General features: G+C 31.4%; 18 protein-coding genes, 3 pseudogenes and 1 riboswitch. Of the genes and pseudogenes, 10 read left to right on the top strand and 11 right to left on the bottom strand.

Annotated features, from left to right (window positions below):
• From N5D46_RS01715 to N5D46_RS01705, 3 genes are all read left to right on the top strand, one after another.
• A partial coding sequence (locus N5D46_RS01715; RefSeq protein ID WP_280049000.1) for a chloride channel protein occupies window positions 1-1,300 on the top strand: 1,300 nt, incomplete at its 5' end.
• On the top strand, window positions 1,290-1,871 hold the full coding sequence (locus N5D46_RS01710; protein ID WP_125349005.1) for a uracil-DNA glycosylase family protein: 582 nt from the start codon (window positions 1,290-1,292) through the stop codon (window positions 1,869-1,871). The genes N5D46_RS01715 and N5D46_RS01710, both read left to right, overlap by 11 nt.
• Before the next feature lie 39 nt (window positions 1,872-1,910).
• Window positions 1,911-2,513, top strand: coding sequence for a Crp/Fnr family transcriptional regulator (locus N5D46_RS01705; protein ID WP_280048998.1), 603 nt, complete (start codon window positions 1,911-1,913; stop codon window positions 2,511-2,513).
• Here N5D46_RS01705 and N5D46_RS01700 read toward each other — a convergent pair.
• Genes N5D46_RS01700 through N5D46_RS01685 form a run of 4 tightly spaced genes read right to left on the bottom strand, consistent with a single transcriptional unit; the run spans window position 2,503 to window position 5,902 of the window.
• Window positions 2,503-2,883: a cytochrome C gene (locus tag N5D46_RS01700; RefSeq protein ID WP_280048997.1), complete on the bottom strand. Its 381-nt coding sequence runs from the start codon at window positions 2,881-2,883 to the stop codon at window positions 2,503-2,505. The genes N5D46_RS01705 and N5D46_RS01700 overlap by 11 nt on opposite strands.
• Before the next feature lie 34 nt (window positions 2,884-2,917).
• Complete coding sequence (locus N5D46_RS01695; protein ID WP_125349008.1) at window positions 2,918-3,178, bottom strand: hypothetical protein; 261 nt, start codon at window positions 3,176-3,178, stop codon at window positions 2,918-2,920.
• 1 nt (window position 3,179) lies between these two features.
• Window positions 3,180-4,169 (bottom strand): cbb3-type cytochrome c oxidase subunit II, encoded by a 990-nt coding sequence (locus tag N5D46_RS01690; RefSeq protein ID WP_125349009.1) that lies wholly within the window; start codon window positions 4,167-4,169, stop codon window positions 3,180-3,182.
• A complete protein-coding gene (locus N5D46_RS01685) occupies window positions 4,169-5,902 on the bottom strand; it encodes a cbb3-type cytochrome c oxidase subunit I (protein ID WP_280048996.1) in 1,734 nt (577 codons plus the stop codon). Before N5D46_RS01685 ends, N5D46_RS01690 begins: the two co-directional genes overlap by 1 nt.
• A gap of 404 nt (window positions 5,903-6,306) precedes the next feature.
• On the opposite strand from N5D46_RS01685, the gene N5D46_RS01680 reads away from it, so the two are divergent.
• The 3 genes from N5D46_RS01680 (at window position 6,307) to N5D46_RS01670 (ending at window position 7,853) form a co-directional block, all read left to right on the top strand.
• Entirely contained in the window at window positions 6,307-6,636 is a 330-nt protein-coding gene (locus N5D46_RS01680; RefSeq protein WP_125349011.1) for a metalloregulator ArsR/SmtB family transcription factor, read from the top strand.
• Window positions 6,637-6,713: 77 nt separating this feature from the next.
• Window positions 6,714-7,178 carry a DUF6428 family protein gene (locus tag N5D46_RS01675; protein WP_125349012.1) on the top strand — a complete coding sequence of 155 codons (465 nt, stop codon included), beginning with the start codon at window positions 6,714-6,716 and terminating at the stop codon, window positions 7,176-7,178.
• Between the two features lie 15 nt (window positions 7,179-7,193).
• Window positions 7,194-7,853 (top strand): protein-tyrosine-phosphatase, encoded by a 660-nt coding sequence (locus N5D46_RS01670; RefSeq protein WP_280048995.1) that lies wholly within the window; start codon window positions 7,194-7,196, stop codon window positions 7,851-7,853.
• On the opposite strand, the pseudogene N5D46_RS01665 reads toward N5D46_RS01670, so the two are convergent.
• The 7 genes and pseudogenes from N5D46_RS01665 to N5D46_RS01635 all read right to left on the bottom strand — a co-directional run.
• A pseudogene (locus tag N5D46_RS01665) lies at window positions 7,799-8,025 on the bottom strand (transposase); the annotation flags it as partial. The gene N5D46_RS01670 and the pseudogene N5D46_RS01665 overlap by 55 nt on opposite strands.
• 278 nt (window positions 8,026-8,303) lie before the next feature.
• Window positions 8,304-9,890, bottom strand: a pseudogene (gene abc-f, locus N5D46_RS01660) (ribosomal protection-like ABC-F family protein).
• Between the two features lie 200 nt (window positions 9,891-10,090).
• A pseudogene (locus N5D46_RS01655) lies at window positions 10,091-10,298 on the bottom strand ((4Fe-4S)-binding protein).
• Window positions 10,299-10,326: 28 nt separating this feature from the next.
• Window positions 10,327-11,721 (bottom strand): ATP-binding protein, encoded by a 1,395-nt coding sequence (locus tag N5D46_RS01650; RefSeq protein ID WP_280048994.1) that lies wholly within the window; start codon window positions 11,719-11,721, stop codon window positions 10,327-10,329.
• Window positions 11,714-12,397, bottom strand: coding sequence for a response regulator transcription factor (locus N5D46_RS01645; RefSeq protein ID WP_280048993.1), 684 nt, complete (start codon window positions 12,395-12,397; stop codon window positions 11,714-11,716). The genes N5D46_RS01650 and N5D46_RS01645 overlap by 8 nt, the downstream gene beginning before the upstream one ends.
• A 3-nt stretch (window positions 12,398-12,400) precedes the next feature.
• Window positions 12,401-13,288, bottom strand: coding sequence for a diacylglycerol kinase family lipid kinase (locus N5D46_RS01640; RefSeq protein ID WP_280048992.1), 888 nt, complete (start codon window positions 13,286-13,288; stop codon window positions 12,401-12,403).
• On the bottom strand, window positions 13,278-15,242 hold the full coding sequence (locus N5D46_RS01635; protein ID WP_280048991.1) for an alkaline phosphatase family protein: 1,965 nt from the start codon (window positions 15,240-15,242) through the stop codon (window positions 13,278-13,280). Before N5D46_RS01635 ends, N5D46_RS01640 begins: the two co-directional genes overlap by 11 nt.
• Before the next feature lie 192 nt (window positions 15,243-15,434).
• Here N5D46_RS01635 and N5D46_RS01630 point away from each other — a divergent pair, with 192 nt between their 5' ends.
• From N5D46_RS01630 to purF, 4 genes are all read left to right on the top strand, one after another.
• On the top strand, window positions 15,435-15,680 hold the full coding sequence (locus N5D46_RS01630; protein ID WP_038332385.1) for a hypothetical protein: 246 nt from the start codon (window positions 15,435-15,437) through the stop codon (window positions 15,678-15,680).
• A gap of 193 nt (window positions 15,681-15,873) precedes the next feature.
• Window positions 15,874-15,972, top strand: a riboswitch (purine riboswitch).
• 104 nt (window positions 15,973-16,076) lie between these two features.
• Window positions 16,077-19,784 carry a phosphoribosylformylglycinamidine synthase gene (locus N5D46_RS01625; RefSeq protein ID WP_125349019.1) on the top strand — a complete coding sequence of 1,236 codons (3,708 nt, stop codon included), beginning with the start codon at window positions 16,077-16,079 and terminating at the stop codon, window positions 19,782-19,784.
• A gap of 421 nt (window positions 19,785-20,205) precedes the next feature.
• Window positions 20,206-20,928, top strand: coding sequence for a phosphoribosylaminoimidazolesuccinocarboxamide synthase (gene purC, locus N5D46_RS01620; RefSeq protein ID WP_038332381.1), 723 nt, complete (start codon window positions 20,206-20,208; stop codon window positions 20,926-20,928).
• Between the two features lie 19 nt (window positions 20,929-20,947).
• Window positions 20,948-22,453, top strand: coding sequence for an amidophosphoribosyltransferase (gene purF, locus N5D46_RS01615; protein WP_125349020.1), 1,506 nt, complete (start codon window positions 20,948-20,950; stop codon window positions 22,451-22,453).
• The last annotated feature ends 6 nt before the right edge of the window (window positions 22,454-22,459 follow it).

Below are 22,459 nucleotides of genomic sequence, written 5' to 3'. Positions count from 1 at the left end.
CAATGCTTCTCCTTTTACATGTATGAATTTTAAAAATCATGTATCAAAAAAAAACTATCGATGGGTTAAATGGAGTAGAATAGTTCTTTGTTCTATTTTAGTCGGAGTTTCTGTAGGTTTGCTTACCTTAATGTTTAAAAATTTAGTAGAACAATATGAGCATTTACTTTTAGATAAAGCAAAAAAAAATAATTTATTCTTTGTTATTTTTCCATTTATAGGATTAACATTGATTTATTTTTTGCGCCAGTTTGTTTTTAATAAAAAGAAAAATAAAGGTATTACTGAAGTATTGGAAGCTCTACGCTCTCAAAAAAAGATTCCTTCTTATAAAGTTTTTTCACATTTTTTTAATGGATTTCTTACCGTTATTTTTGGAGGAACAACAGGAATCGAAGTTTCCACTGTTGTTGCTACAGCTACTTTGGGTGATATGGCTTCCCGAAAAGATGTCATTTTCAAAAAATATCGTAAAGAATTTATGGGAGCTGCAATTGCGAGCGGGGTCACTATTTTATTTTGTAGTCCGTTGGCAGGAATCTTCTTTTCCTATGAAACGATAGGGAAACAAAAAAGCAACGTTTTTTGGTTTACACACATTCTTAGTGTTACATTTTCAACTATTATTCTATTTTTGATGAATGCTCATCCTTTGATAGATCTTAGTCAGCGTGTAAAAGAATGGCATTATGAAGCAATACCATTTTTCATTATTTTATGTGGTTCAACAAGTATTTATGGTGTATACATGACGCGAATAGTCACCTATTCAAAGCGTATTTTATTATTTGAAAACCAACCCATACTTCAATTACTAATAGGTTCTATATTGTTGGGAATCGTTTTATATTTTTTACCCGAATTATATGGGTCTGGTTATCATACTATTGCTGAGTTAACCAAAGAAACAAATTATGTTGTAGAATTTGCTCTACTTGCATTATTTCTTGTAATTATAAAGCCGTTTACAACTGGATTTACTTTAAAACTGGGAGGTGACGGCGGTGTTTTTGCTCCGAGTATTTTTGCAGGTGCATGCTTGGGTTTGCTTGTAGGTGTTTTAACTAAAGTATATTTTATGCCTGATGTAATTGTTTTGAACTTTATAATATTGGGTGTAGCATTTACAGTAGCTGCGACTTTACATGCTCCATTTACAGCCATATTTTTAACTTTCGGAATTTTTAATTCTTACGTTTTATGGTTCCCGATTGTTGTATTAACTTTTATTAGTTATCTTTTATCAAAAAAAATATATCCTTATACTGTTTATACATTAATATTAAAAAATGACAAATAATTTTGATAAATTAATAGAGGAAGTTCGTGCATGTAAAGTCTGCGAACCTTTTTTGCCATTAGGTGCAAATCCTATTGTACAAGCAAATCCTATGTCTAAAATTGCTATTATTGGGCAAGCTCCAGGTTTAAGAGTTCATGAGACAGGTGTACCTTGGAACGATGCAAGCGGAAATGAATTGCGTAAATGGTTAAATGTAACAGTAGATCAATTTTATAATCCCGAACTTTTTGCATTATTACCCATAGGATTTTGTTATCCGGGAAAAGGGAAATCTGGAGATTTACCTCCAAGAAAAGAATGTGCACCTCTATGGCATACTAGTTTATTAGATGAAATGAAAGAAATACAGCTGATTTTATTAATTGGTCAGTATTCCCAAAAATATTATTTGAAGAATAAAATGAACAAAAATATTACTGAAAACATTTTAAATTTTAACGATTATTTGCCTGATTATTTTCCTTTGCCTCATCCGTCACCACGAAATTTTATTTGGATGAATAAAAACCCATGGTTCAAAGAAAATGTGTTACCTGAATTAAAAAATAGAGTTAAAAATATTTTATAAATAAGTACTTTTGGGTATATTGATTATTTAATTTATGCTATGATTAATCAAGATTTATTAATCCAATTTGGAGGAGAAATTAGAAATCTAAAAAGAGGAGAAATTATTTTAGAAATTGGACATTTTCCTATTTATTATTATCAAATAATAGAAGGTAAAGTTAAAATGAATAATTTTTCTGAAGAAGGTAAAGAATTTATACAGAATTTTTTTATTAAAGGTCAAAGTTTTGGAGAACCTCCTTTATTTATTGATGAGCCATACCCTGCTAATGCGATAGCGGTGACGAATGGAAAAATAATACAAATTTCTAAAGTATCATTCTACAAACTATTGCATTCGCGTCCAGAAGTATCTTTAGAAGTTAACAAGAGTTTAGCACGTCGTTTGTACTATAAGTCAATTATGGCCCCCGAAATATCGTCGCAAAATCCAGAAAGAAGATTGGTAAAACTATTCGATTATTTGCGTAGTCATAACCAAAATAATGAACCAGAATATTTAATTGATTTATCTCGTCAACAGCTGGGGGATTTAACAGGATTGAGAGTGGAAACTGTCATACGAACAATTAAACTCTTAGAAAAAAAAGGAGAACTTGAAATAAGAGGTGGTAAAGTAATTTTAATTGCTAAAGACTAAAATTTTCAATGATATAAAAAGCTGCCCAAGCCATAAATATTATAATAAAAACCCAAACCCAAATTGGTATTGTTCGTGGATTTTCGCTTCCTTTTATAATAAAACTTTGGTTTTTTCCTGTATCATAAGCATTAATCATTAATGGCAATACTCCATTCACTTTTTCATTATCAGAAAGCCCTTCTATATGAAGTATTGGCCCATTAGAAACGGTAAAACGAATAATTTTTAACCCTTCTTTTTGGTCAAACTTGCTTACTATTTTTAATAAATGTTCTCCATCCGTCAATTTAGTTGTATCTAACTTGAACGTAACTGGTGGAACCAATTCTGCAATAGGTTTTTCTTCTTTGTCAATGTACAAGTACACAGTTATATTTTTTTCTGACATAATCCCTTTTTTATTAAAATTTTAAAACAATATTTTTGATATGTTTTTTATCTTTTTCGCCAGGTTTAATAAGAAATTTAAACGAATAAAATAATGTATATAATGTAATTATAGTAATCAAGATCACAATGAACCAATTCCAATTTGATTCGGGACCAGTTCCATGTGTAAAATCTTGCGTAATTTTTGGTTGTTGAAGTTTACAGGCATCACATGCTTTTGCATAGCTATATAAACCTAACAATAATATTGTTTTATATTTTGTCTGTTTCATTTTATTTAATTTTGTCCATGATAGCTTTCACTTCTTCTACTGTTACTTTTTTTCCATTATTTCCCCAGCTTGCTTTCTCATAATTTATAATTGCAGTAACATCTTCTGGTGTAAAATGTGCATTTTCTCCTACAGCTGGCATAGAAGCATATTCTGGTCTTGGATCGTAACCTTTCATGATAATCGTAATATAAAGTTCTAAATTTTCTCCTAAAACAATTGGGCTTCCTTTTAATGGTGGAAATGCTCCAGGTAAACCTTCTCCATTTGTTTGATGACAAGTTGCACAGTTTGTTCCAAATAGTGCTTCTCCGTCAGGAAGATTTGAATCGGTTGAATTTCCTTCAGATTTTTTTTCTTTTTTATATAAAAATTTCACAGGCTCAACATCTTCTGTAAGTTTTACTTGTTGTAGACTGAAGAGATAAGCTACTAAATCTTTTGCTTCTCTTGAAGGAACAATTTTTCCTTTAATTCCTATTCTAAATTCATCTGGAACATTTACTTCTATCTCTCCTTCGTCCAAATAATCTTTTACATTAAATAACCATTTATAAGAAGGCATTACAGATTCTGGTACAACAGATCTTGGATTATATAAATGTGAATATTGCCATTCTAAACTTGGTTGCTTACGACCAATATTAGTTAAATCAGGTCCTGTTCTCTCTGTTCCCATTAGTGTTGCTGTATTCTGAAAAAAGCTAATACGTTTATTTCGTGCATAATCTGCAGCAATACTTGGTCTTTCTCCAAAAACCTGATCCATATCTACATTTCTGATCTGTTGTGTATGACAAGCTACACAACCTTCTCTTATATAAATTTGCTTACCACGAACTTCCTCTTCTGTAGAGACATTACTTCCTGGCAAAGGACGATTTATTTTCTGATTATTAAGTGCAGGTAGAATACAAATAATCAATGTTAGAAAAAGAAAAAATGCCAATGCGGAAAGAAAAAGCTTTTTATGATTATTAAAAAAATCCATTATAATGTTGTTTTTTCTATATTAATAATATCTAAAAGTTCAGCTGGTGATTGCGGTATTTTTATTTCCTTTTTTGGTTTTAACATTCTATAAAAGTTATAAGCGAAAATAAAATGAGATATCCACATCATTGTACCTCCTATAGCCCTCCATAACCAATAGGGCATCATTAAAATTATACCTTCAAGAAACGGTTTTTTATCCATCCATAAAATTCCTTTTTCTGTAGATCCTATCATCAACGAAACAATATAAACAAGTAAACCTATTAATGCAAACCAAAAATGTAAACCAACAGTAATACTTGGTGGTTCATGAGAAGTAAGTCTCGGTACAAGTGTATAAGTAAATGACCATAACATAAATGTGATAATACCATACATAGTTAAATGAGAATGAGCAACAGTGAAGTCGGTAAAATGCCAAACAAGATTAGTTACCCGAAATGCTTCTACAGTTCCTTGCATTGAACCAGTGAAATAGAAAATAATTGAAACGACATAAAATGGTAGTACATAACTTAATTTTAATCTGTGCCAAGAACCTCGAATAGTCATCATAAAATTAATGCTTCCTGCAGCTACAGGTATTATCATACCTACGCTCGCTACAATTGCAATAGTTTGCATCCACCATGGAATAGCACTAAATATAAAGTGATGAGTTCCAATTAGAGTGTAAAATAAGATTTGAGTCCAAAAAGCAAGTATACTTAGACTATATGAGTACACTGGGCTATTAAGTTCTTGTGGAAGGAAAAAATACATTAATCCAAGATTAAAAAACATGAACCACATACCAACACCTTGATGCATAAAATAACCTTGTGTAATGGTTTCACCTAATCCATCTTGCCAAAACGGAAGATAAGCAACAAGTAATATGACAACAACAAACATCATTGCAGATACTATATACCAATTCGAGACATAAATTTCTTCTGTTTTTCTTGATGATATTGTTTGGATATGATTATAAATACTGATAATAATTCCTATTGCAAAAAGAAGCATAACTGGCCAAACATATTCTCTGTATTCTCCACCGCTATTATTTATCCCAACCATTAAACAAATACTTCCTAATAAAACAGCTGAATTCATCAAAATTAGTGAAGTATAAGCTATTTTTAAGCTAAAGATTTTTGTATTACCTACTCTTGGAATAACATAATAGGAAAAACCAACCATAGCAACAGATGCCCAACCCCAGAAAACAATATTCGTATGTACGGGTCTTAATCGAACAAAGCTTAACCAACTAACATGATCAGCATCAGGTGCGACAAATTTTATTCCCAAATACTCTCCTACGGTTGTTCCTATAATAAGCCATAAAATACCACATCCTAAGAACCAAAGTATAAGTTTTTTTTCGTTGTTAGGAATAACTATATTTTTTCTTTCTTTTCGTTTGGTTTGTAAAAAACGAATATCATGTATTTCATTTGTTTGATCTACTAATCCACGTGGATCTTCAACAGAATTATTTAATGAAAGTTCGTTTCCTATTAGTTTAAACTCAAGTTCTATCTTTCGTTTTTCAAGAGCCGCCACTTCTCCTGGTTGAAGATTCTTTAAATCTTCATAGATTTTTTTTAATTCTTTTTTTCTTAACACATTTGATATAATGCTATTGATTTTAATTAAAATAAGAATCAAAGCAAAAAATACAGGAATAAAGAAAAACAAGATAGTCAATTGAAGACCAGGTTCATTTAATAAATTATCCATTATAGTTCTGTTTATATAATTTTGATTTTCTAATTTACATAGGATAGCGTAACAAGACTTATGCGTGTGGTCATAGGTGTGTTAAATAATTGTACTTGTGTCTTTTACAGAAATTATTTATTTAATATTCATCTTATGAAAAGAAGGAAGCCTTATGGAAGAATTATTATTAAATAGAAAAATAGAAGAGTCTTATCGTAGAAAATATTAACCAATAAATTAAAATTTAATTTCTGAAAATTTAATTCTCAATACTTATATCTACTTTTTACAATACTTTAATTTGCATCAAGATTTCTCGAAGGTCATATGAATTCATTTGAAAAATAATAAGAATAAAAAGAGAAAGGAAGTTTTACATTTTAAATTTAAAATCGTAATATTGCGATGTAATAAAAAGAGAAATGGGAATTACTAAAACAGAGATGTTTACAGAAGAACAAAATAGATTAGCCGTGCTGTTTAAGGTTTTGGGACATCCGGCTCGTATTGCTATTTTACAACATATTATCAATCAAAAAGCGTGTATTTGTAACGATTTGGTAGATGAATTGGGCTTAGCACAAGCAACTATTTCTCAGCATTTAAAAGAATTAAAAAATATAGGAATTATACAAGGTTCTATAGAAGGAAAGTCTGTTTGTTATTGTATTGAAGAAAAAGTATGGAATGAGATACAAAACGAATTAGTCACTTTCTTTAATCAAGAGGTGAAAGTTAAACAATGCTGTTAAAGGCATTTTTTTTTTATCTATATACATCGTAATATTACGATGAATAAAAAAGAAAATAAATTTAAAATTCAATTCATATGACACTTGAACAAATTAAAGAAATATTGCCAAATTTAGACAATGTTGAATTTCAATTAGAAGATGGAACATTTGTACCAGAACATTTCCATGTAACAGAAGTAGGGCAAATTACTAAAAATTTTATTGATTGTGGAGGAACAATACGAAACGAGAAAGCTGTGAATTTCCAACTATGGAATGCCGACGATTATGAACATCGCTTAAAACCAAATAAATTGCTTCATATCATCGAGCTTTCTGAAAAACAGTTGGGAATCGAGAACAGTGAAATAGAGGTAGAGTATCAAGCTGAAACAATTGGGAAATATGATTTAGAATTCAATGGTAAAAACTTTGTCTTAAAAAACAAACAAACAGCTTGTTTAGCAGAGGATGCATGTGGTATTCCAAATCAAAAACCAAAAGTGAAATTATCAGAGATTCAATCGTCTTGTTGCACACCAAATTCAGGATGTTGTTAAAATTCTAACTAAACAATGTATTCAATACTAAAAGAAAACATAATCAAGTTTCAAAATTTTGATCGAATATCTACCGACAGAAAGGCTGTTTTGCAGCCTTTGGTAGATTATATTCAACAGAAAATAAATGATAATCAAGCTGTAAATCTCAACTTTATTTGTACACACAATTCACGTCGAAGTCATTTTTCACAAGTTTGGGCACAGGTTTCTGCTTCGTTTTACAACATACAAAATGTATATTGTTATTCAGGTGGAACAGAAGAAACGGCGCTATTCCCGAAAGTAGTGGAAACATTAAGGAATCAAGATTTTACTATTTTCAAAATTGAAGAAAGTACAAATCCGATTTATTCCATTAAGTTTGATGAAAATACACTTCCAATTATAGGCTTTTCAAAGAAATATGATCATCCATTCAATCCTAGAACATTCGCAGCTATTATGACTTGTTCGCAAGCAGATGGAGATTGTCCGTTTATTGCAGGAGCTGAAAAAAGAATACCGATAACATTTGAAGATCCTAAAGTTTCAGACCATACAGCAGAGCAATCAAAAGTGTATGCAGAAAGAAGTTTGCAGATAGCAACAGAAATGTTTTACGTTTTTTCTCGAGTTATATCACCCGATAATCGCTTTTTACCTGCTTCTAAAAATTCTTTATTCCACTTATAAAATTGAGATTGACTTATACTATATTTTCTACAAAGTTGGGCTATGGAGTTTCTGCTCGTTAAGCTTCCATTACAATTAAAATTTGTTCTTTGACTTCTTTTGCAAACTCAACACCATTACCATCAGGTAATTTTACATCACATAAAATAACTTCAGGAGTAAGTGTTTTAATTTTTTTTATCCCTGATTTTAAATTTTCTGCTTGATGTATTTCAAAACCTTCTAATTCGAGCTAGGAGTGTTCTGATTTTTGTTTTATCGTCTATGATTAAAATTGAATGCATTCTTATTACTTGTGAACAATGAAGGTATTATTTTATGCATATAGCTTTTATAAACTCATTATTTTTTTCTTCTTCAAACTTTTTCAAGAATTCCAAAAATATATCGAATGTGGGATTGAGTAACTTTTGAATCCATTGAAAGGAATTTGATTATTTACTATGTTTTTTATAAATCAATCGTCCGTTCTATTTTTATTTGTTCCAAAAATGCTTCGTCGTGTGATACAACGATTAGCGTTCCTTGATATTCGTTTATAGCTTTTGTCAAAATTTCAATGTTCTGAATATCCAAATTATTGGTAGGTTCGTCCAAAATAATAATGTCAGGAGCTTTACTGTTTATTGTTAAACAACAAAGTAATAAACGCATTCTTTCACCACCACTCAACATTAAGCAAGGTTTCTCTCAGTCGTCTTTTGAAAATAAAAATCGGTTTAAACGAATCTTGATTTCATGTTCTTGTAATGCTGAGGTATTGAATTGTTGTGCTTGCTCATAAACTTTTAGTTTATTATTAAGTAACGAATAATCTTGGTCAATGTAAATGGATTTATTTTCTGCTCGATAAATTGTTCCTTTTTGCGGTTTTATCTTACCTAAAATAAGCTTTATCAACGTGGTTTTCCCTGAACCGTTTTTTCCTTTTAATGCAATGCGTTCGCGACTTGTAATCTCAAAATTTAAGTTGTTTTTCCAAATCAGTTTATCGTTATAACTAAAGTTAACGTTAGTTGCGGTAAATAAAACTTTTCCTTTATGTAAGTCTGAATGATCAAAACCAAATTTCATTTTATCTAAAGGAGATAAAGAGGAGCGAAGCGTTTGTAAATCTTGAGAAATTCCATTAATTTTTTCTGCATGAACACCTTTTAATTTTGATGTACTATTTTCGGCATTATTTCGCAAAGTGTTCATCATTATTCGAGCAACACCTGATTTTTCTTGTTTACTTTTTCCACGATTATCCAATTTTTGTTGTCGTTCTAAAGTATCTCGTTCTTTCTCTTTGGCTTTCCGCAATGCTTTTTCTTTGCTTTGAATATCTTGATTCAAGGCATTGTTTTCAATCTGTTTTTGAGCTTTATAAAAGTCGTAATTTCCACCATAAACTTTAATCCCGTTTTTACTTAACTCATAAACACTATTTAGAAGGTTTAGAAGTTTTCTGTCGTGGCTTACGATGATTAACGTGCTTTTTGTATCGAGAACTAGATCATATAAAAGTTGACGACTTACATTATCGAGATGATTGCTAGGTTCATCCAATAAAATTAATTCGGGCTGATGAATGGAAATTCCAGCTAAAAAAACTTTTGTTTTTTGTCCACCACTTAGAGTTTCCATTTTTTGATTCAAGTCCAAATCGTTGAGTTGCCAATAACTTAATGCTTCATTGCAACGGTCTTCGATTGTCCAATCATCATCGAGTGAATTGAAATTATCTTCACTTGTGTTTCCGTTTAAGATTTCGTTCAAAGCACTTAATTTATCTTCGATTTTCAGTACTTGAGCGATCGTCAACTGATTGAATTGTCCGAAAATTTGTGGAACATAATAAGGTTCAGTTTCAATGTTTATTAGACCATTTGATGGTTGATATTTTTTAGCGATAATTTTCAATAAAGTAGATTTTCCTACTCCGTTGTTACCAATTAAAGCAATTTTTTCTTGATTTTGTACTGTTAAATTAATGTCGCTAAACAGTATATTCTTGTTTGGATGTAGATATGAAATATTTTGTAAAGTAAGCATAATTCCTTTCTTTAGAAGTGAAACAATACAGCAACCGTTTTGAGGTTGTTGTTCTGATTTGTCTGAAAGAAATTATTTTTTACATTGTGTCTTACTTAAATTTTGATTTTGCGAATATACGAACTTTATTTAATGAATAAGAAATCAGAGGGAAGTTAAAGATTAGCAACATAGGAACATAAAATGCTAAAATATTTATTTTACTTCTTTATACTCAACGCGCCTGAAGGACAATTTTGAAATTTGACTAACAAGTGCTTCGCTTGTTTCGTTTTCTGGTTTTAGCCAAGGTTTTTCTTTCGGATTATATACATTTGGAAGTAATTTTACGCAAATGCCTGCGTGTTGACATAATTCAGGCTTCCAGATTATAGTAATTTCTCTGTTGGTATATTCGTGTTGGCTGATTTTTTTGTTTTTTATGAATTGAAGTTACTTAAAAATTTTCAATGTTCAACGTTAAAATAATTTTAGTCCCAATATTTTGAGAACTCTCAATTCGCATTTTAATATCAGACATTTTAGCTAATTGTGTTGCAATATTTAATCCTAATCCAGAACCAGAAATATGGAGTGTTGAATCATTTTTAATTCGGAAAAATCGTTCTTGAACAAATTTTAAATCTTCTTGATTCATTCCAATTCCATTGTCTTCAAAAATCAATTCATAGCAATCATTTTCGATGTTAGAAAGAATTGTGATTTGACCTTTTAAGTTCGAATATTTTATGGCATTTGACAAAATATTATCTATAATAATCTCAAAAAATTCTTGGTAATTATCAATTTCATAAGCTTGAAGTTGTTCCGTATCAACAGAAATTTGTTTTTCTTGTAACAAAACATCAAAACGTTCAATTGATTTTAAAACTTCGGATTTTAGTTCAAATAAAGAAGTTTTTAACTCCAAACTATTATTTTCGACACGAGAAAGCAATAAAAATTGTTCCACCAAACGATCCAAACGATTCACTTGTTTCAATGTGTAATCTATTTTTTCATTGTATTGTTCAGGCGTGCGTTCGCGTCGAATCAAAATTTCCAACGTTCCTTTTATAATCGCTAATGGTGTTCGAAGTTCGTGTGAAGCGTCAGCCGAAAACTGTTTAGCTTTTAATATTTGAAACTCTAATCGATCTAACAATGAATTTATTGTCGCTGAAAGTTGAAATAATTCATCTTTATTTTTAGGTAATTGAATGCGTTCTGAAAGATTATTTTCTGTGATAGACTGTGCTGTATGAATCACATTGAAAACAGGTTTAATCGATTTAGCAGCAATAAAACGAGCTAAAAGAAACGTCAATAAAACCGAAATAGGAAAGATAATAAGTAAGGCAGTTTTCAAATAATCTAGCGCCAATTGATTGTGTTTTGTCGAAACGCCGACGACCAAATATCCCACAACTTCGCCGTGATGAATCAATTTTGCTTGAGAAATTAATAACTGAATTGAATTATATTCGGCGTAAAATGGCTTATTTTCTGGTTCTTCATTGTTCCAATCCAATTGATTTTGCACCATGTTTGGAGAACTCTCAATCAGCTTGAAATTTTTATCATAAATTGAGATAAAAACAGGATTCAGTGCAATGTCTGTATGTTCAACTTCTTCCCATTCGCGCGGTTGAACAAAGTTTTCTAATGTTGGTTCGTGTAAAACATAATCAACGTGGCTGTTAATTTCTTCCTCCAACGTTTCGTACATCGTTTTGTTGATGCCTCGGTTTACCGAAAAATAAATTAAAGAGAAGATAATCAGTAAAATAACCGAAAAAGTAAGGCTGTAGAAAAGCGCAATTCTATTTTTTACCGAGAATTTTTTAAGCATCTTTCGAAATGTAACCAACGCCACGAATGGTATGTAAGCGCGGATCGTCTTTTTTTAGATTCAATTTTTTACGAATCGCATTAATAAAAACATCAATCACACTTGTATCGTATTCAAAGTGAATGTCCCAAACGTTTTCAATGATTTCTTTGCGTGTACAAATTCGGTTTTTATTCTTGAATAGGTAAGCTAAAAGTTGAAATTCCTTTAGTGTTAATTCAATTAAATTATTGTCTAAAAAAGTTTGGTGCGTTTCTGGATTGATTGAAATATTTCCGAAATTCAAAAGATTATTTGATTCATTTTGACGAAGATAAACGTTAATTCGTGCTACCAATTCATTAAAATCAAATGGTTTTTTGATGTAGTCATTTGCACCAGCATTCAAACCTTCAATCGTATCTTGAACTGTATCTTTCGCTGTAATGAAAATAATGGGTGTTTTTTGGTTCATATTTTCAGAATTTCGGATTGCTTTACAAACTTCTAATCCAGAAATATTTAAAATCATCCAATCTAACAAAATAACATCAAATTTCTCGTTGTTTATTTTCACTAAAGCATCTTCGCCACTTAAACAGTGCGTTGGCGATAAATTTTCTTCTTCTAAACCTTGAAGCATAAAATTGGCAATTCCCAATTCATCTTCAACAATTAAAACTTTTGGTTTGTTCATTTTCTAATTCGGAACAATAACATTTAAAGCATTCGGGACAATCGAAACTTCAATAGAATTTTGGTTAAAAATAACGGCTTCACCATCAACTTGTGCAATAGTTTTAGGTTGTTTGGAATTGAATTTTACTGAATTGATTTGCAATACTTTTGCTTGCTTCATTTTTTCAATTCGTTTTCCTAAAACACAAGCCGAAAACTGAATTTGTTTTATAAAATTAAGCTTTTTTACTGCAAGAAAGTCTAATTTTCCATCATTTAATTTTGCATTGGGTGAAAATGAGATGCCGTAACCCGCTTCGTTAGAGTTAGAGCAGAACACAAAATAAAAATCATCATCGAATGTATGTTGATCATCTAATTCGATGCTAAATTTTTTTGGTTGAAAGTTAAAAATTGCTTTTGTACTGGCAGTTACATATCCCAAAAAGTTTCTGGTTTTGGTTTGCGCATAATTGTTAATTACATCTGCATCAATTCCTAATCCCATGTTGCTGAAAAAGTATTTTTCGTTGATTTTTCCTGCATCAATTTTATTGATTTTTGCATTCAGAATCATTTCAAAAGCTTTTTCGGTAGATTTAGGGATATGCAAATTAGCCGCTAATCCATTTCCAGAGCCAATCGGAATAATTCCCAAAGCAACATTGTTACCAACCAAAGTTTGAGCGACTTCGTTTATTGTTCCGTCGCCGCCACAAGCTACTATTATATCAGGATTTTTTGTGAGAACTTGATTCGTAATTTCGGTTGCGTGACCAATACTTTCAGTCAAAAATGTTTCGTAATCAATATTTTTTTGACTAAAATAGTGTTGAATTTCAGTTTCAATCATTCGTCCTTTTCCCTTTCCAGCAATAGGATTGATGATAAAAATGATTTTATTTTTCATTTAATAAATGATTGCTAAATAAATAATCGGCTGTTTGATAATTAGATATGATAGAACGCTCGAAAATAGGATCAACCTTTGTATCAATTAAATTTTTGTCAATCCATTTGTATTGATTGATTTTCTTTTGATCAGATAAAATCGAAACATCTTCACCTTTTTTCATTCCTAATTTAATATACGTACCAACAAAAGAACGTGATTTGTATTGCGGATCAAAAATATCTTTTCCATAAAATTGAGATGTATATTTCCAATTGAACAACGAAAATAACGTAGGGAAAATATCAATTTGAGAAACTTCTTTTGTTACATTTTCGTTGGCGTGCGATTTTAAATTATAGATAAATGCCGGAATGTGATGATTTTTTACATCAATCGCATCTTTACCCGCGCTACTTGCACAGTGATCGGCAATAAACACAAAAACGGTATTACTGAACCAAGGTTTTGTTTTGGCTTTTGCAATTAAATCTCCAATCGCATAATCGGCATATTTCACCGCACCAGGACGACCAGTTCCAGACGGAATATCAATTTTTCCATCTTCGTATGTATAAGGTTTGTGGTTAGAAGTTGACATTACGAAAGCAAAAAATGGTTGTTTTGTTTTGTATTTTTCGTCAGCAACTTTGATTACTTTTCTGTAAATATCATCGTCTGCAATTCCCCAAGCATTTTCAAAAGTAACTTCATCATCATTAATATTGAAACGATTGGTGTTGATTTTATCACTTAAAACGCTACCACGACCACGATCGTAAATGTCAAAACCATTTCCTCCATAAAAAGCATTCATATTATCAAAATATCCATCGCCACCATAAAAGAACATATTGTGATATCCTTTTGCTTTGAAAACGTTCGAAATAGTATATAAATTTTGATTATCAACACGTTTTACAATACTGTTTCCAGGAGTAGGAGGAATTGATAATGTAACAGCTTCCATTCCACGTACAGTACGCGTTCCGTTGGCATACATATTCGAAAAATAGATGCTGTTATTTGCAATATCATTAAGATTTGGAGTGATTGATTTTCCGTTGAATTGCTCTTGCAAAAATGAAGCACTCATACTTTCCATTAACACAAAAATCACGTTTGGTTTTTGTTCTGGTTGTGATGGATTACTCGCTAAAATTGTTCTTCGTATTGGATTTTTGAATTGTTGATCGAAAACAGTTTTCGAATCTTGCAATTCAGATTTCATCACTGCAAAAGCATCTTCAATCGGAATAGATTTATAATGTTCGTCATATTTTAAATGATTATTTCGGAAAGCTGAAAAGAAAGAAAAGATTCCCGCTTTTGAAACTTCGTTGTTGTATCGATTTTCTGAAGTTGAACTACTATCATTATTTAAAAGAAACAATGAGCTAACCGCAAGTAGTAAATTGAACACAAAAACGCTAATTTTTTGACTTGTTTTTGGTTTGTTATGAAATGTGTTGTAAAAGAAATAACCTTTTTTTGTTGCGAAAATTGTCAAGCCAGTAATTAAAACAATTCCGCCAATTAAAACTGGTAAAGGATATGATTCTTGAATATTTTTGACAACTTCGTAGGTATAAATTAAATAATCGACCGCAATAAAATTGAATCGGCTTTTGAATTCGTCCCAAAATGTAACTTCGCCCCAAAATGTAAAATAAATGATTACCAAATACAATGTATAAACGAAATACACGAAAGTTCGATCAAATAATGAATTGACGAATTTGTTTGGTAAAATCATAAAATAAAATGATAAGAATAACGTGAAACAGCTTACAACGCTAATGTCGTACACCAATCCATAAAAAATAGTGTGCAATAACGAGCCAATATTCCAATCGAAATCACTTTTTACCCAAATTGCAAAAATTAGGCGTAGAATAAATGAAATTAGAATAAATAACGAACTGAAAAATAGTAAAATACTGTAACGTCCTTTTAAATTATTTGTAAACATTTTGTTTTTGAATTATTGTTCAAATATCTTGATATTTAATAGATTATTAACATGGAAAAGTGAATCTTAAGCGAATCTTAAGTTTGCGATTCTTGAATGAAAGATAGAAACTGAAAACGTTAATAATTCGTGAAAAAATGGTTTTGATTAGAAATAGTTGTAAATTTGTAATTGGTTTATAAAGTAGGTAGAATGGAAGAGATATTAATCAATGAAAAAGAAGAAAAGTTTTTAACATATTGGGAGAAAAGATTCTCTACAATTTTTAAAGACAATACAAGTTGGACAACTTTGTTTATGACAGTTAACAAAGCTACTTTTCCAGATTCATTAAATATAGAAACGTTTTGCAAAAAGTTTATGCAAGATTTCAATATGAAATTATCATATAAATATGATGAATCAGACAACGAATACGATTTGACAATTACAAGATAATTACGGAAAACGAAAAATCCTTATCAATTTTGATAAGGATTTTTTTGTTGTAAAAAGGGACATTTGATTGATAATCATGCTTAAATTTTAAGAAAAATATTTAACCAAAAAATTAAATAAAATATTGTTGATTTAGATTTGATTTTACTAATTAAAATGTTTAATTTTGCAGTTCACTTTTAAAGGTGATTTAGTTTTTAAAGTTTACAACATTTGTATAGCTCATAATAAGGTTGAGCGTCTCTACGGCAGACCATAAAAAATTGCCACTACAAATGAATTTTTTTTCTACAAAATGAGTCTTGAACCACTCTCGTTAGAAAATAGTTTGTTTGTTGATGTAGATGATACAAATGGTTTAAACACATTAAACCAAATAGTACAGCAAACAATACAATGAACCACAGACTTTTCATTCAGAAGAAATCAAATTTTGACGTTATCAGTCAGAAGACTACAATAGAACTCAAAAACCTTGTACCTACAATTGTGTGCAAGGTTTTTGTTATTTATGATCTATTTAATATAGAAGAAAGCCAATTACAAGAGGTTCAAAATAAGGTGTTTGTCGATCCTGTGACAGACGTTGTTTTCAAATACGTAGAAGATGCAGTTAACGAAAGCATTCCTTATTCTAAAAATTATTTTGCAACCGAATTTTTACCAGGTCAATATAATCAACGCGATGATTCTTCGGAACAATGTTTAGTGTTGATGAATGTTGAAAATGTAACCGTAAAATCTGGTTTACTATATGTTTTCAATGATGATTTGTCTGTGGAAGATTTAAAGAAAGTAAAAGATTACTTAATCAATCCAATTGAGTCGCGCGAGAAAGATCTTTCAAAAATGGAAATTCCAGCTAATCCAGAAGCTACAGAAGTTCCAATTATTGAAGGTTTTATTTCTGCTGACGAAAATAAACTACAAGACATTTACAACCAATTTGGATTATCGTTAGAGATGGATGATTTAGTTTTTATTCAAGACTATTTCAAATCAATCAATCGTAATCCAACCGAAACTGAGTTAAAAGTTTTAGATACTTATTGGTCTGATCACTGTCGTCATACAACTTTTGAGACGGAGATTACAGATGTTCAATTTAATTCTAAATTTAACGAAACACTTCAAAAAACATTCGATTATTACCAACAAGTTCGTCAAGAATTAGGAATAACTAAACCAATTCGTTTGATGGATTTAGCAACTGTGATGGGAAAATATCTTTCTCGTACAGGAGTTGTGAAAAATATTGATGTTTCTGAAGAAATTAACGCATGTTCTATTGTCGTTCCAATCGATGTAGATGGTGTTGAAGAAGAATGGTTATTACAATTCAAAAACGAAACACATAATCACCCAACAGAAGTGGAACCATTTGGTGGAGCTTCGACATGTGTTGGTGGAGCAATACGCGACCCTTTGAGTGGACGTTCTTACGTTTTCCAAGCGATGCGTATTACAGGAGCTGCAAATCCTTTAGAAAAAATTGAAGATACGTTACCAGGTAAATTACCACAACGTAAAATCTCTAAAGAAGCAGCAAACGGATACAGTTCTTATGGAAATCAAATTGGTTTAGCGACAACTTTTGTGAAAGAAATTTATGACGAAGGGTACAAAGCAAAACGCATGGAAGTTGGTTTTGTGGCTGGAGCTGTAAAAAAAGAATATGTTCGTCGTGAAGAACCAGTTGCAGGTGACCGAATTATTTTATTAGGAGGAGCAACAGGTCGTGATGGAGTAGGAGGAGCTTCTGGTTCATCTAAAACACACGATGGTCTTAAATTAGACGATTTATCAGCAGAAGTTCAAAAAGGAAATGCAATTGTTGAACGTAAAATTCAACGTTTATTCCGTAATCCAGATGTTTTAGCATTAATCAAAAAATGTAATGACTTTGGAGCAGGAGGTGTTTCTGTTGCAATTGGTGAAATTGCACGCGGAATTAATGTTAATTTAGATTTAGTTCCATTGAAATATGCTGGATTAAACGGAACAGAATTAGCGATTTCTGAATCTCAGGAACGTATGGCTGTTGCGGTTGAGGCTAAAGATGTGGAAACATTTATCTCATTAGCAAAAGAAGAAAATCTTGATGCGACTTGTGTTGCTGAGGTAACGGGAGATGATACAATGACTTTGGTTTGGAAAGGAACAAAAATTGTTGAATTAGACCGTAAATTTTTAGATACAAATGGCGTTCGTAAACAAGCTAAAATCGAAGTTACGGACGAAGAATATACAAATCCTTTTGAGAATAAAGCCTTCAATAAAGAAGCGTTTATTGCAATGATGCAAGAGTTAAATCATGCGTCGCAAAAAGGTATGGTAGAAATGTTTGACAATAACGTTGGACGTTCTACTATTTTGAATGCTTTTGGTGGACAAACAATGGATACACCAGAAGATGTTTCGGTACAAAAATTCCCAACAGACGGATTTACAAATGCAGTTTCTATTGCTTCATTTGGTTACAATCCTACAATTTCTCGTTGGTCAAATTATCACGGAGCTTATTTTGCGGTAATTGATTCGATGACAAAAATTGTTGCTGCTGGTGGAAATTACGCTGATATTCGTTTAACTTTTCAAGAATATTTTGAAAAATTACGTGATGAAGCTACGCGTTGGGGAAAACCATTTGCGGCTTTATTAGGAACGATTGAAGCACAAAAACAGTTCGGAATTCCTGCAATTGGAGGTAAAGATTCGATGTCTGGTTCTTACCAAGATATTGATGTTCCGCCAACGTTGATTTCTTTTGCAGTTGCGCCTTCTTTGGCTGAAAAAATTGTACAAGGAACTTTAGTTGAAAAGAATTCTAAACTTTCAGTTTTTATTCCAACATTAACAGAAGATTATTTAATCGACGAAGCAAATACAAAAGCTATTTTTGATTTTATCGGAACAATTAATGCTGATGTAAAATCGATGATGACGGTTAAATTTGGTGGAATTGCAGAAACTGTAGCGAATATGGCTTTTGGTAATGAAATCGGATTTGAAATCAAAACTGATTTAGATGTAGCAAAATATTATCCAGCTTCGATTGTAATTGAACATTCAGATGATTTAAATATTCCTGCTGAAATCGCTCAAAATTATCATGTTTTAGGTCAGACAAATGATTCAACTTCGTTCAACTTTAATGGAGAAGAAATTAATTTGATTGAATTAAAACAACAATGGAAAGAAACATTCAATTCATTGTTTCCATATAAATCAACTACTGAAACTGTTGTTGAGGAAAAAGATTTAAAAGCAGAACAAATTTGTTTTGCCTTCGCCGATCATAAAGTAGAAAACCCAAAAGTTTTCATTCCAATTTTCCCAGGAACAAATTCAGAATATGATTCAGCAAAAGCGTTCCGTAGAGAAGGAGCAATCGTTTCGACTTTGCCTTTCCGTAATTTAACACAACAAGATGTTGAAGAATCAGTTGATGCTTTTGTAAATGAAATCAATCAAGCCAATATTTTCTTTGTACCAGGAGGTTTTTCAGCTGCTGATGAGCCAGATGGATCAGGTAAATTTATTGCAACGGTTTTACGCAATGAGAAAATCAAAAATGCAATTCACAATTTATTAGAGCGCGATGGTTTGGTTTTAGGAATCTGTAATGGTTTTCAAGCATTGATTAAATCAGGATTATTGCCTTATGGACGTATTCAAGATTTAGAAGAAGATACACCAACATTAACGTTCAATGAAATTGGTCGTCACATTACACAATTAGCGAAAGTGAGAGTGAATAAATCGCACTCACCTTGGTTAAAAGGAATGGAAGGTCAAGAATTCTGGATTCCATTTTCGCATGGAGAAGGTCGTTTCGTAGCAAATGAGGTTGAATTAGAAAAGTTAATTGATAAAGGACAAATCGCAACTCAGTTTGTAGATTTGGATGGAAAATTAGCTGGAAAAATGCCTTATAATCCAAATGGATCTACGTTTGCGGTAGAAGGAATTGTATCGCCTTGTGGAAAAGTTTACGGACGAATGGGACATCCAGAGCGTTACGAAGAAGGATTATTCAAGAACATTCCAGGAAATGGATATATGAATATCTTCAAAAATGCGGTGGAGTATTTTAGAGGGTAGTTTATAGATATGAGATATTAGATGTTAGATTTGAGAAAATTTAACTTCTAAAAATTAAATAAAAACTTGTCATTCCGAGCTTATCGAGGAATCTAAAAAAGATTCTTCATTACGCTAAAGCTTCATTCAGAATGACAATTGGAAATAAAATAACGAATTTCGAATCTCGCATTTCGAATTTCTAAAAAAGAAACAAACAACAAACTAATACCAATTTCGATCCTGAACCAATCGAAATTAATCTCGAAAGTTAACCTTGAACAAGTTAATTTTCAAAACAAACAACAAACACGAAGTGGACTTTTTCATTTCAAACAAAACAAAAAAACGATGTAATGAAGTTAGAAATAAGAAACTAGAAGTTAGATGAATTATAACTTTGAATTTCGAAAATCGAGCTTCGAAAAAACAAACAACAACGATGAGCTTAACAAAAAAAGACTTCATTTACGAAGGGAAAGCAAAACAAGTTTACTCAACAGAGGAAGCAGACAAAGTAATTGTTTATTACAAAGATGACGCAACTGCATTTAATGCACAAAAGCGCGGAACTGTTGAGGACAAAGGAGAAATGAACAACAAAATTTCGACTTTAATTTTCAACTATTTGATTGAAAAAGGAGTTAAAACTCATTTCATCGAGCAGTTGAATGATCGTGAGCAATTGGTGAAAAAAGTATCAATTATTCCAATTGAAATGGTTGTGCGCAACTATGTAGCTGGGTCTATGGCTCAACGTTTAGGATTAGAAGAAGGAGCGAAATCTCCAGTTACAATTTTTGATATCTGTTACAAAAAAGATGAATTAGGAGATCCATTAATCAACGATCATCATGCAGTTTTATTAGGTGCTGCAACGTACGATGAGTTAGATGAAATGTACACACAAACAGAAGTAATTAACGAAGCGTTGAAAGAATTGTTCTTAAAAGCTGGTTTAATTTTAGCTGATTTCAAAATTGAGTTTGGTAAAGATGTTGATGGTAATATCATTTTAGCTGACGAAATTTCTCCAGATACATGTCGTTTATGGGATGTTGAAACAGGTAAAAAATTAGATAAAGACCGTTTCCGTCGTGATTTAGGTGATGTTTCTGAAGCTTATCACGAAGTATATAATCGTTTGACAGAAGTTTTAAAATAAACATTTTTTTCATTCTATAATGATTGATAAAAAATTACATAAAAGCCAATTAAAAGCTGAATATTTAACGAATTTCTACGAAAGAAATTTATTAAAAAAATATGCAGCCGATACTGTGGATAGTGTAAACGAAGAATGTGGTGTTTTTGGGGTTTATTCGCCAAATAATATCAACACATATTCTATTGCACAGTTTGGTTTATTTGCGCTTCAACACCGTGGACAGGAAGCGTGTGGTGTTTCTTTCTTGAAAGATGGAAACATTAAAACGGTGAAAAAAACAGGATTGGTATTAGACGTTTTCAAAACAATGGAAGCCGAGATTGAAGAATACCAAGGAAATGCTGCGATTGGACATACACGCTACACAACTGCTGGAGGTGGAAGTCGTCGTAACATTCAGCCACTTTACACGTACAATATTTATGGAAAACCTCATTTCTCTATTGCTCATAACGGAAATTTAATTGAAGTTGAAGCATTAAGAGCTGAATTAGAAGCAGAAGGTTTACCATTTTTAGCAACTTCGGATACGGAGGTTTTATTACGTTCTATTCAAAAATATTCGCATTTAGATATTGTAGAAGCTATACAGAAAGGTACAGAAAAGGTAAAAGGAGCTTATTCGGTTTTGTTATTAGCGAATAATCAAATGGCAGCTTTTCGCGATCCAAATGGTATTCGTCCTTTATGTTTAGGAAAATTGGACGATGCCTATGTTTTCTGTTCAGAAACATGTGCATTAGACGCTGTCGGAGCTGAATTTATCCGTGATGTAGAGCCAGGTGAATTGATTGTTGTAAATGAACAAGGTTTGAAATCTTATTCATTAAATCAACCAACGCAGCGTAATATTTGTGCTTTTGAGTACATTTATTTTGCACGTCCTGACTCGAATATCGAAGGAAATGAAATCTACGATTTACGTGTAGAATCTGGTCGAAAATTATACGAACAATCTCCTGTTGCTGCCGATATTGTAATTGGTGTTCCAGATTCTGGGATCCCGTCTGCAATTGGTTATTCAGAAGCTTCGGGTATTCCTTACGAACCAATTTTGATTAAGAATCGTTATATGTCGCGTTCGTTTATCGTTCCTTCACAAGAAATGCGTGAACGTGTGGTCAACTTAAAATTGAATCCCATCAAAAATAAAATCAAAGGAAAACGTTTGGTTGTTTTAGATGATTCGATTGTACGTGGAACAACTTCGAAACTTTTAATCAAAATCTTAAAAGAAGCAGGAGCAAAAGAAATTCATTTCCGTTCTGCTTCGCCTCCAATTATTGCACCTTGTTATTTAGGAATTGATATGCCTTCTAAAGCAGATTTAATTTCAGGAAATAAGTCAATTAAAGAGGTTGAAGATTATTTGAATGTCGATTCGTTAGATTTCTTAACAGTTGATAATCTGATTGATTTATTAGGAAGTAAAGAACATTGTTTTGGATGTTTTACAGAAAAATATCCCGTAAATTATTCTAATGAAGAATGTAAAGAGGTAAAACCTTTGCATATAGATTAATAAGTT

Origin of the sequence: Empedobacter sp. GD03865, from assembly GCF_029840775.1 — a bacterium.
GTDB classification, from domain to species: Bacteria; Bacteroidota; Bacteroidia; order Flavobacteriales; family Weeksellaceae; genus Empedobacter; species Empedobacter falsenii_B.
Note: the sequence above shows the minus strand (reverse complement) of the source record. Positions and strands in the feature narration are given on the sequence as shown.

Bases quoted from the DNA above. Each gene is read 5' to 3' on its own strand.
- N5D46_RS01710 (WP_125349005.1), top strand. From the start codon at position 1,290: ATGACAAATAATTTTGATAAATTAATAGAGGAAGTTCGTGCATGTAAA.
- N5D46_RS01705 (WP_280048998.1), top strand. From the start codon at position 1,911: ATGATTAATCAAGATTTATTAATCCAATTTGGAGGAGAAATTAGAAAT.
- N5D46_RS01695 (WP_125349008.1), bottom strand. From the start codon at position 3,178: ATGAAACAGACAAAATATAAAACAATATTATTGTTAGGTTTATATAGC.
- N5D46_RS01690 (WP_125349009.1), bottom strand. From the start codon at position 4,169: ATGGATTTTTTTAATAATCATAAAAAGCTTTTTCTTTCCGCATTGGCA.
- N5D46_RS01685 (WP_280048996.1), bottom strand. From the start codon at position 5,902: ATGGATAATTTATTAAATGAACCTGGTCTTCAATTGACTATCTTGTTT.
- N5D46_RS01680 (WP_125349011.1), top strand. From the start codon at position 6,307: ATGGGAATTACTAAAACAGAGATGTTTACAGAAGAACAAAATAGATTA.
- N5D46_RS01675 (WP_125349012.1), top strand. From the start codon at position 6,714: ATGACACTTGAACAAATTAAAGAAATATTGCCAAATTTAGACAATGTT.
- N5D46_RS01670 (WP_280048995.1), top strand. From the start codon at position 7,194: ATGTATTCAATACTAAAAGAAAACATAATCAAGTTTCAAAATTTTGAT.
- N5D46_RS01650 (WP_280048994.1), bottom strand. From the start codon at position 11,721: ATGCTTAAAAAATTCTCGGTAAAAAATAGAATTGCGCTTTTCTACAGC.
- N5D46_RS01645 (WP_280048993.1), bottom strand. From the start codon at position 12,397: ATGAACAAACCAAAAGTTTTAATTGTTGAAGATGAATTGGGAATTGCC.
- N5D46_RS01640 (WP_280048992.1), bottom strand. From the start codon at position 13,288: ATGAAAAATAAAATCATTTTTATCATCAATCCTATTGCTGGAAAGGGA.
- N5D46_RS01635 (WP_280048991.1), bottom strand. From the start codon at position 15,242: ATGTTTACAAATAATTTAAAAGGACGTTACAGTATTTTACTATTTTTC.
- N5D46_RS01630 (WP_038332385.1), top strand. From the start codon at position 15,435: ATGGAAGAGATATTAATCAATGAAAAAGAAGAAAAGTTTTTAACATAT.
- N5D46_RS01625 (WP_125349019.1), top strand. From the start codon at position 16,077: ATGAACCACAGACTTTTCATTCAGAAGAAATCAAATTTTGACGTTATC.
- purC (WP_038332381.1), top strand. From the start codon at position 20,206: ATGAGCTTAACAAAAAAAGACTTCATTTACGAAGGGAAAGCAAAACAA.
- purF (WP_125349020.1), top strand. From the start codon at position 20,948: ATGATTGATAAAAAATTACATAAAAGCCAATTAAAAGCTGAATATTTA.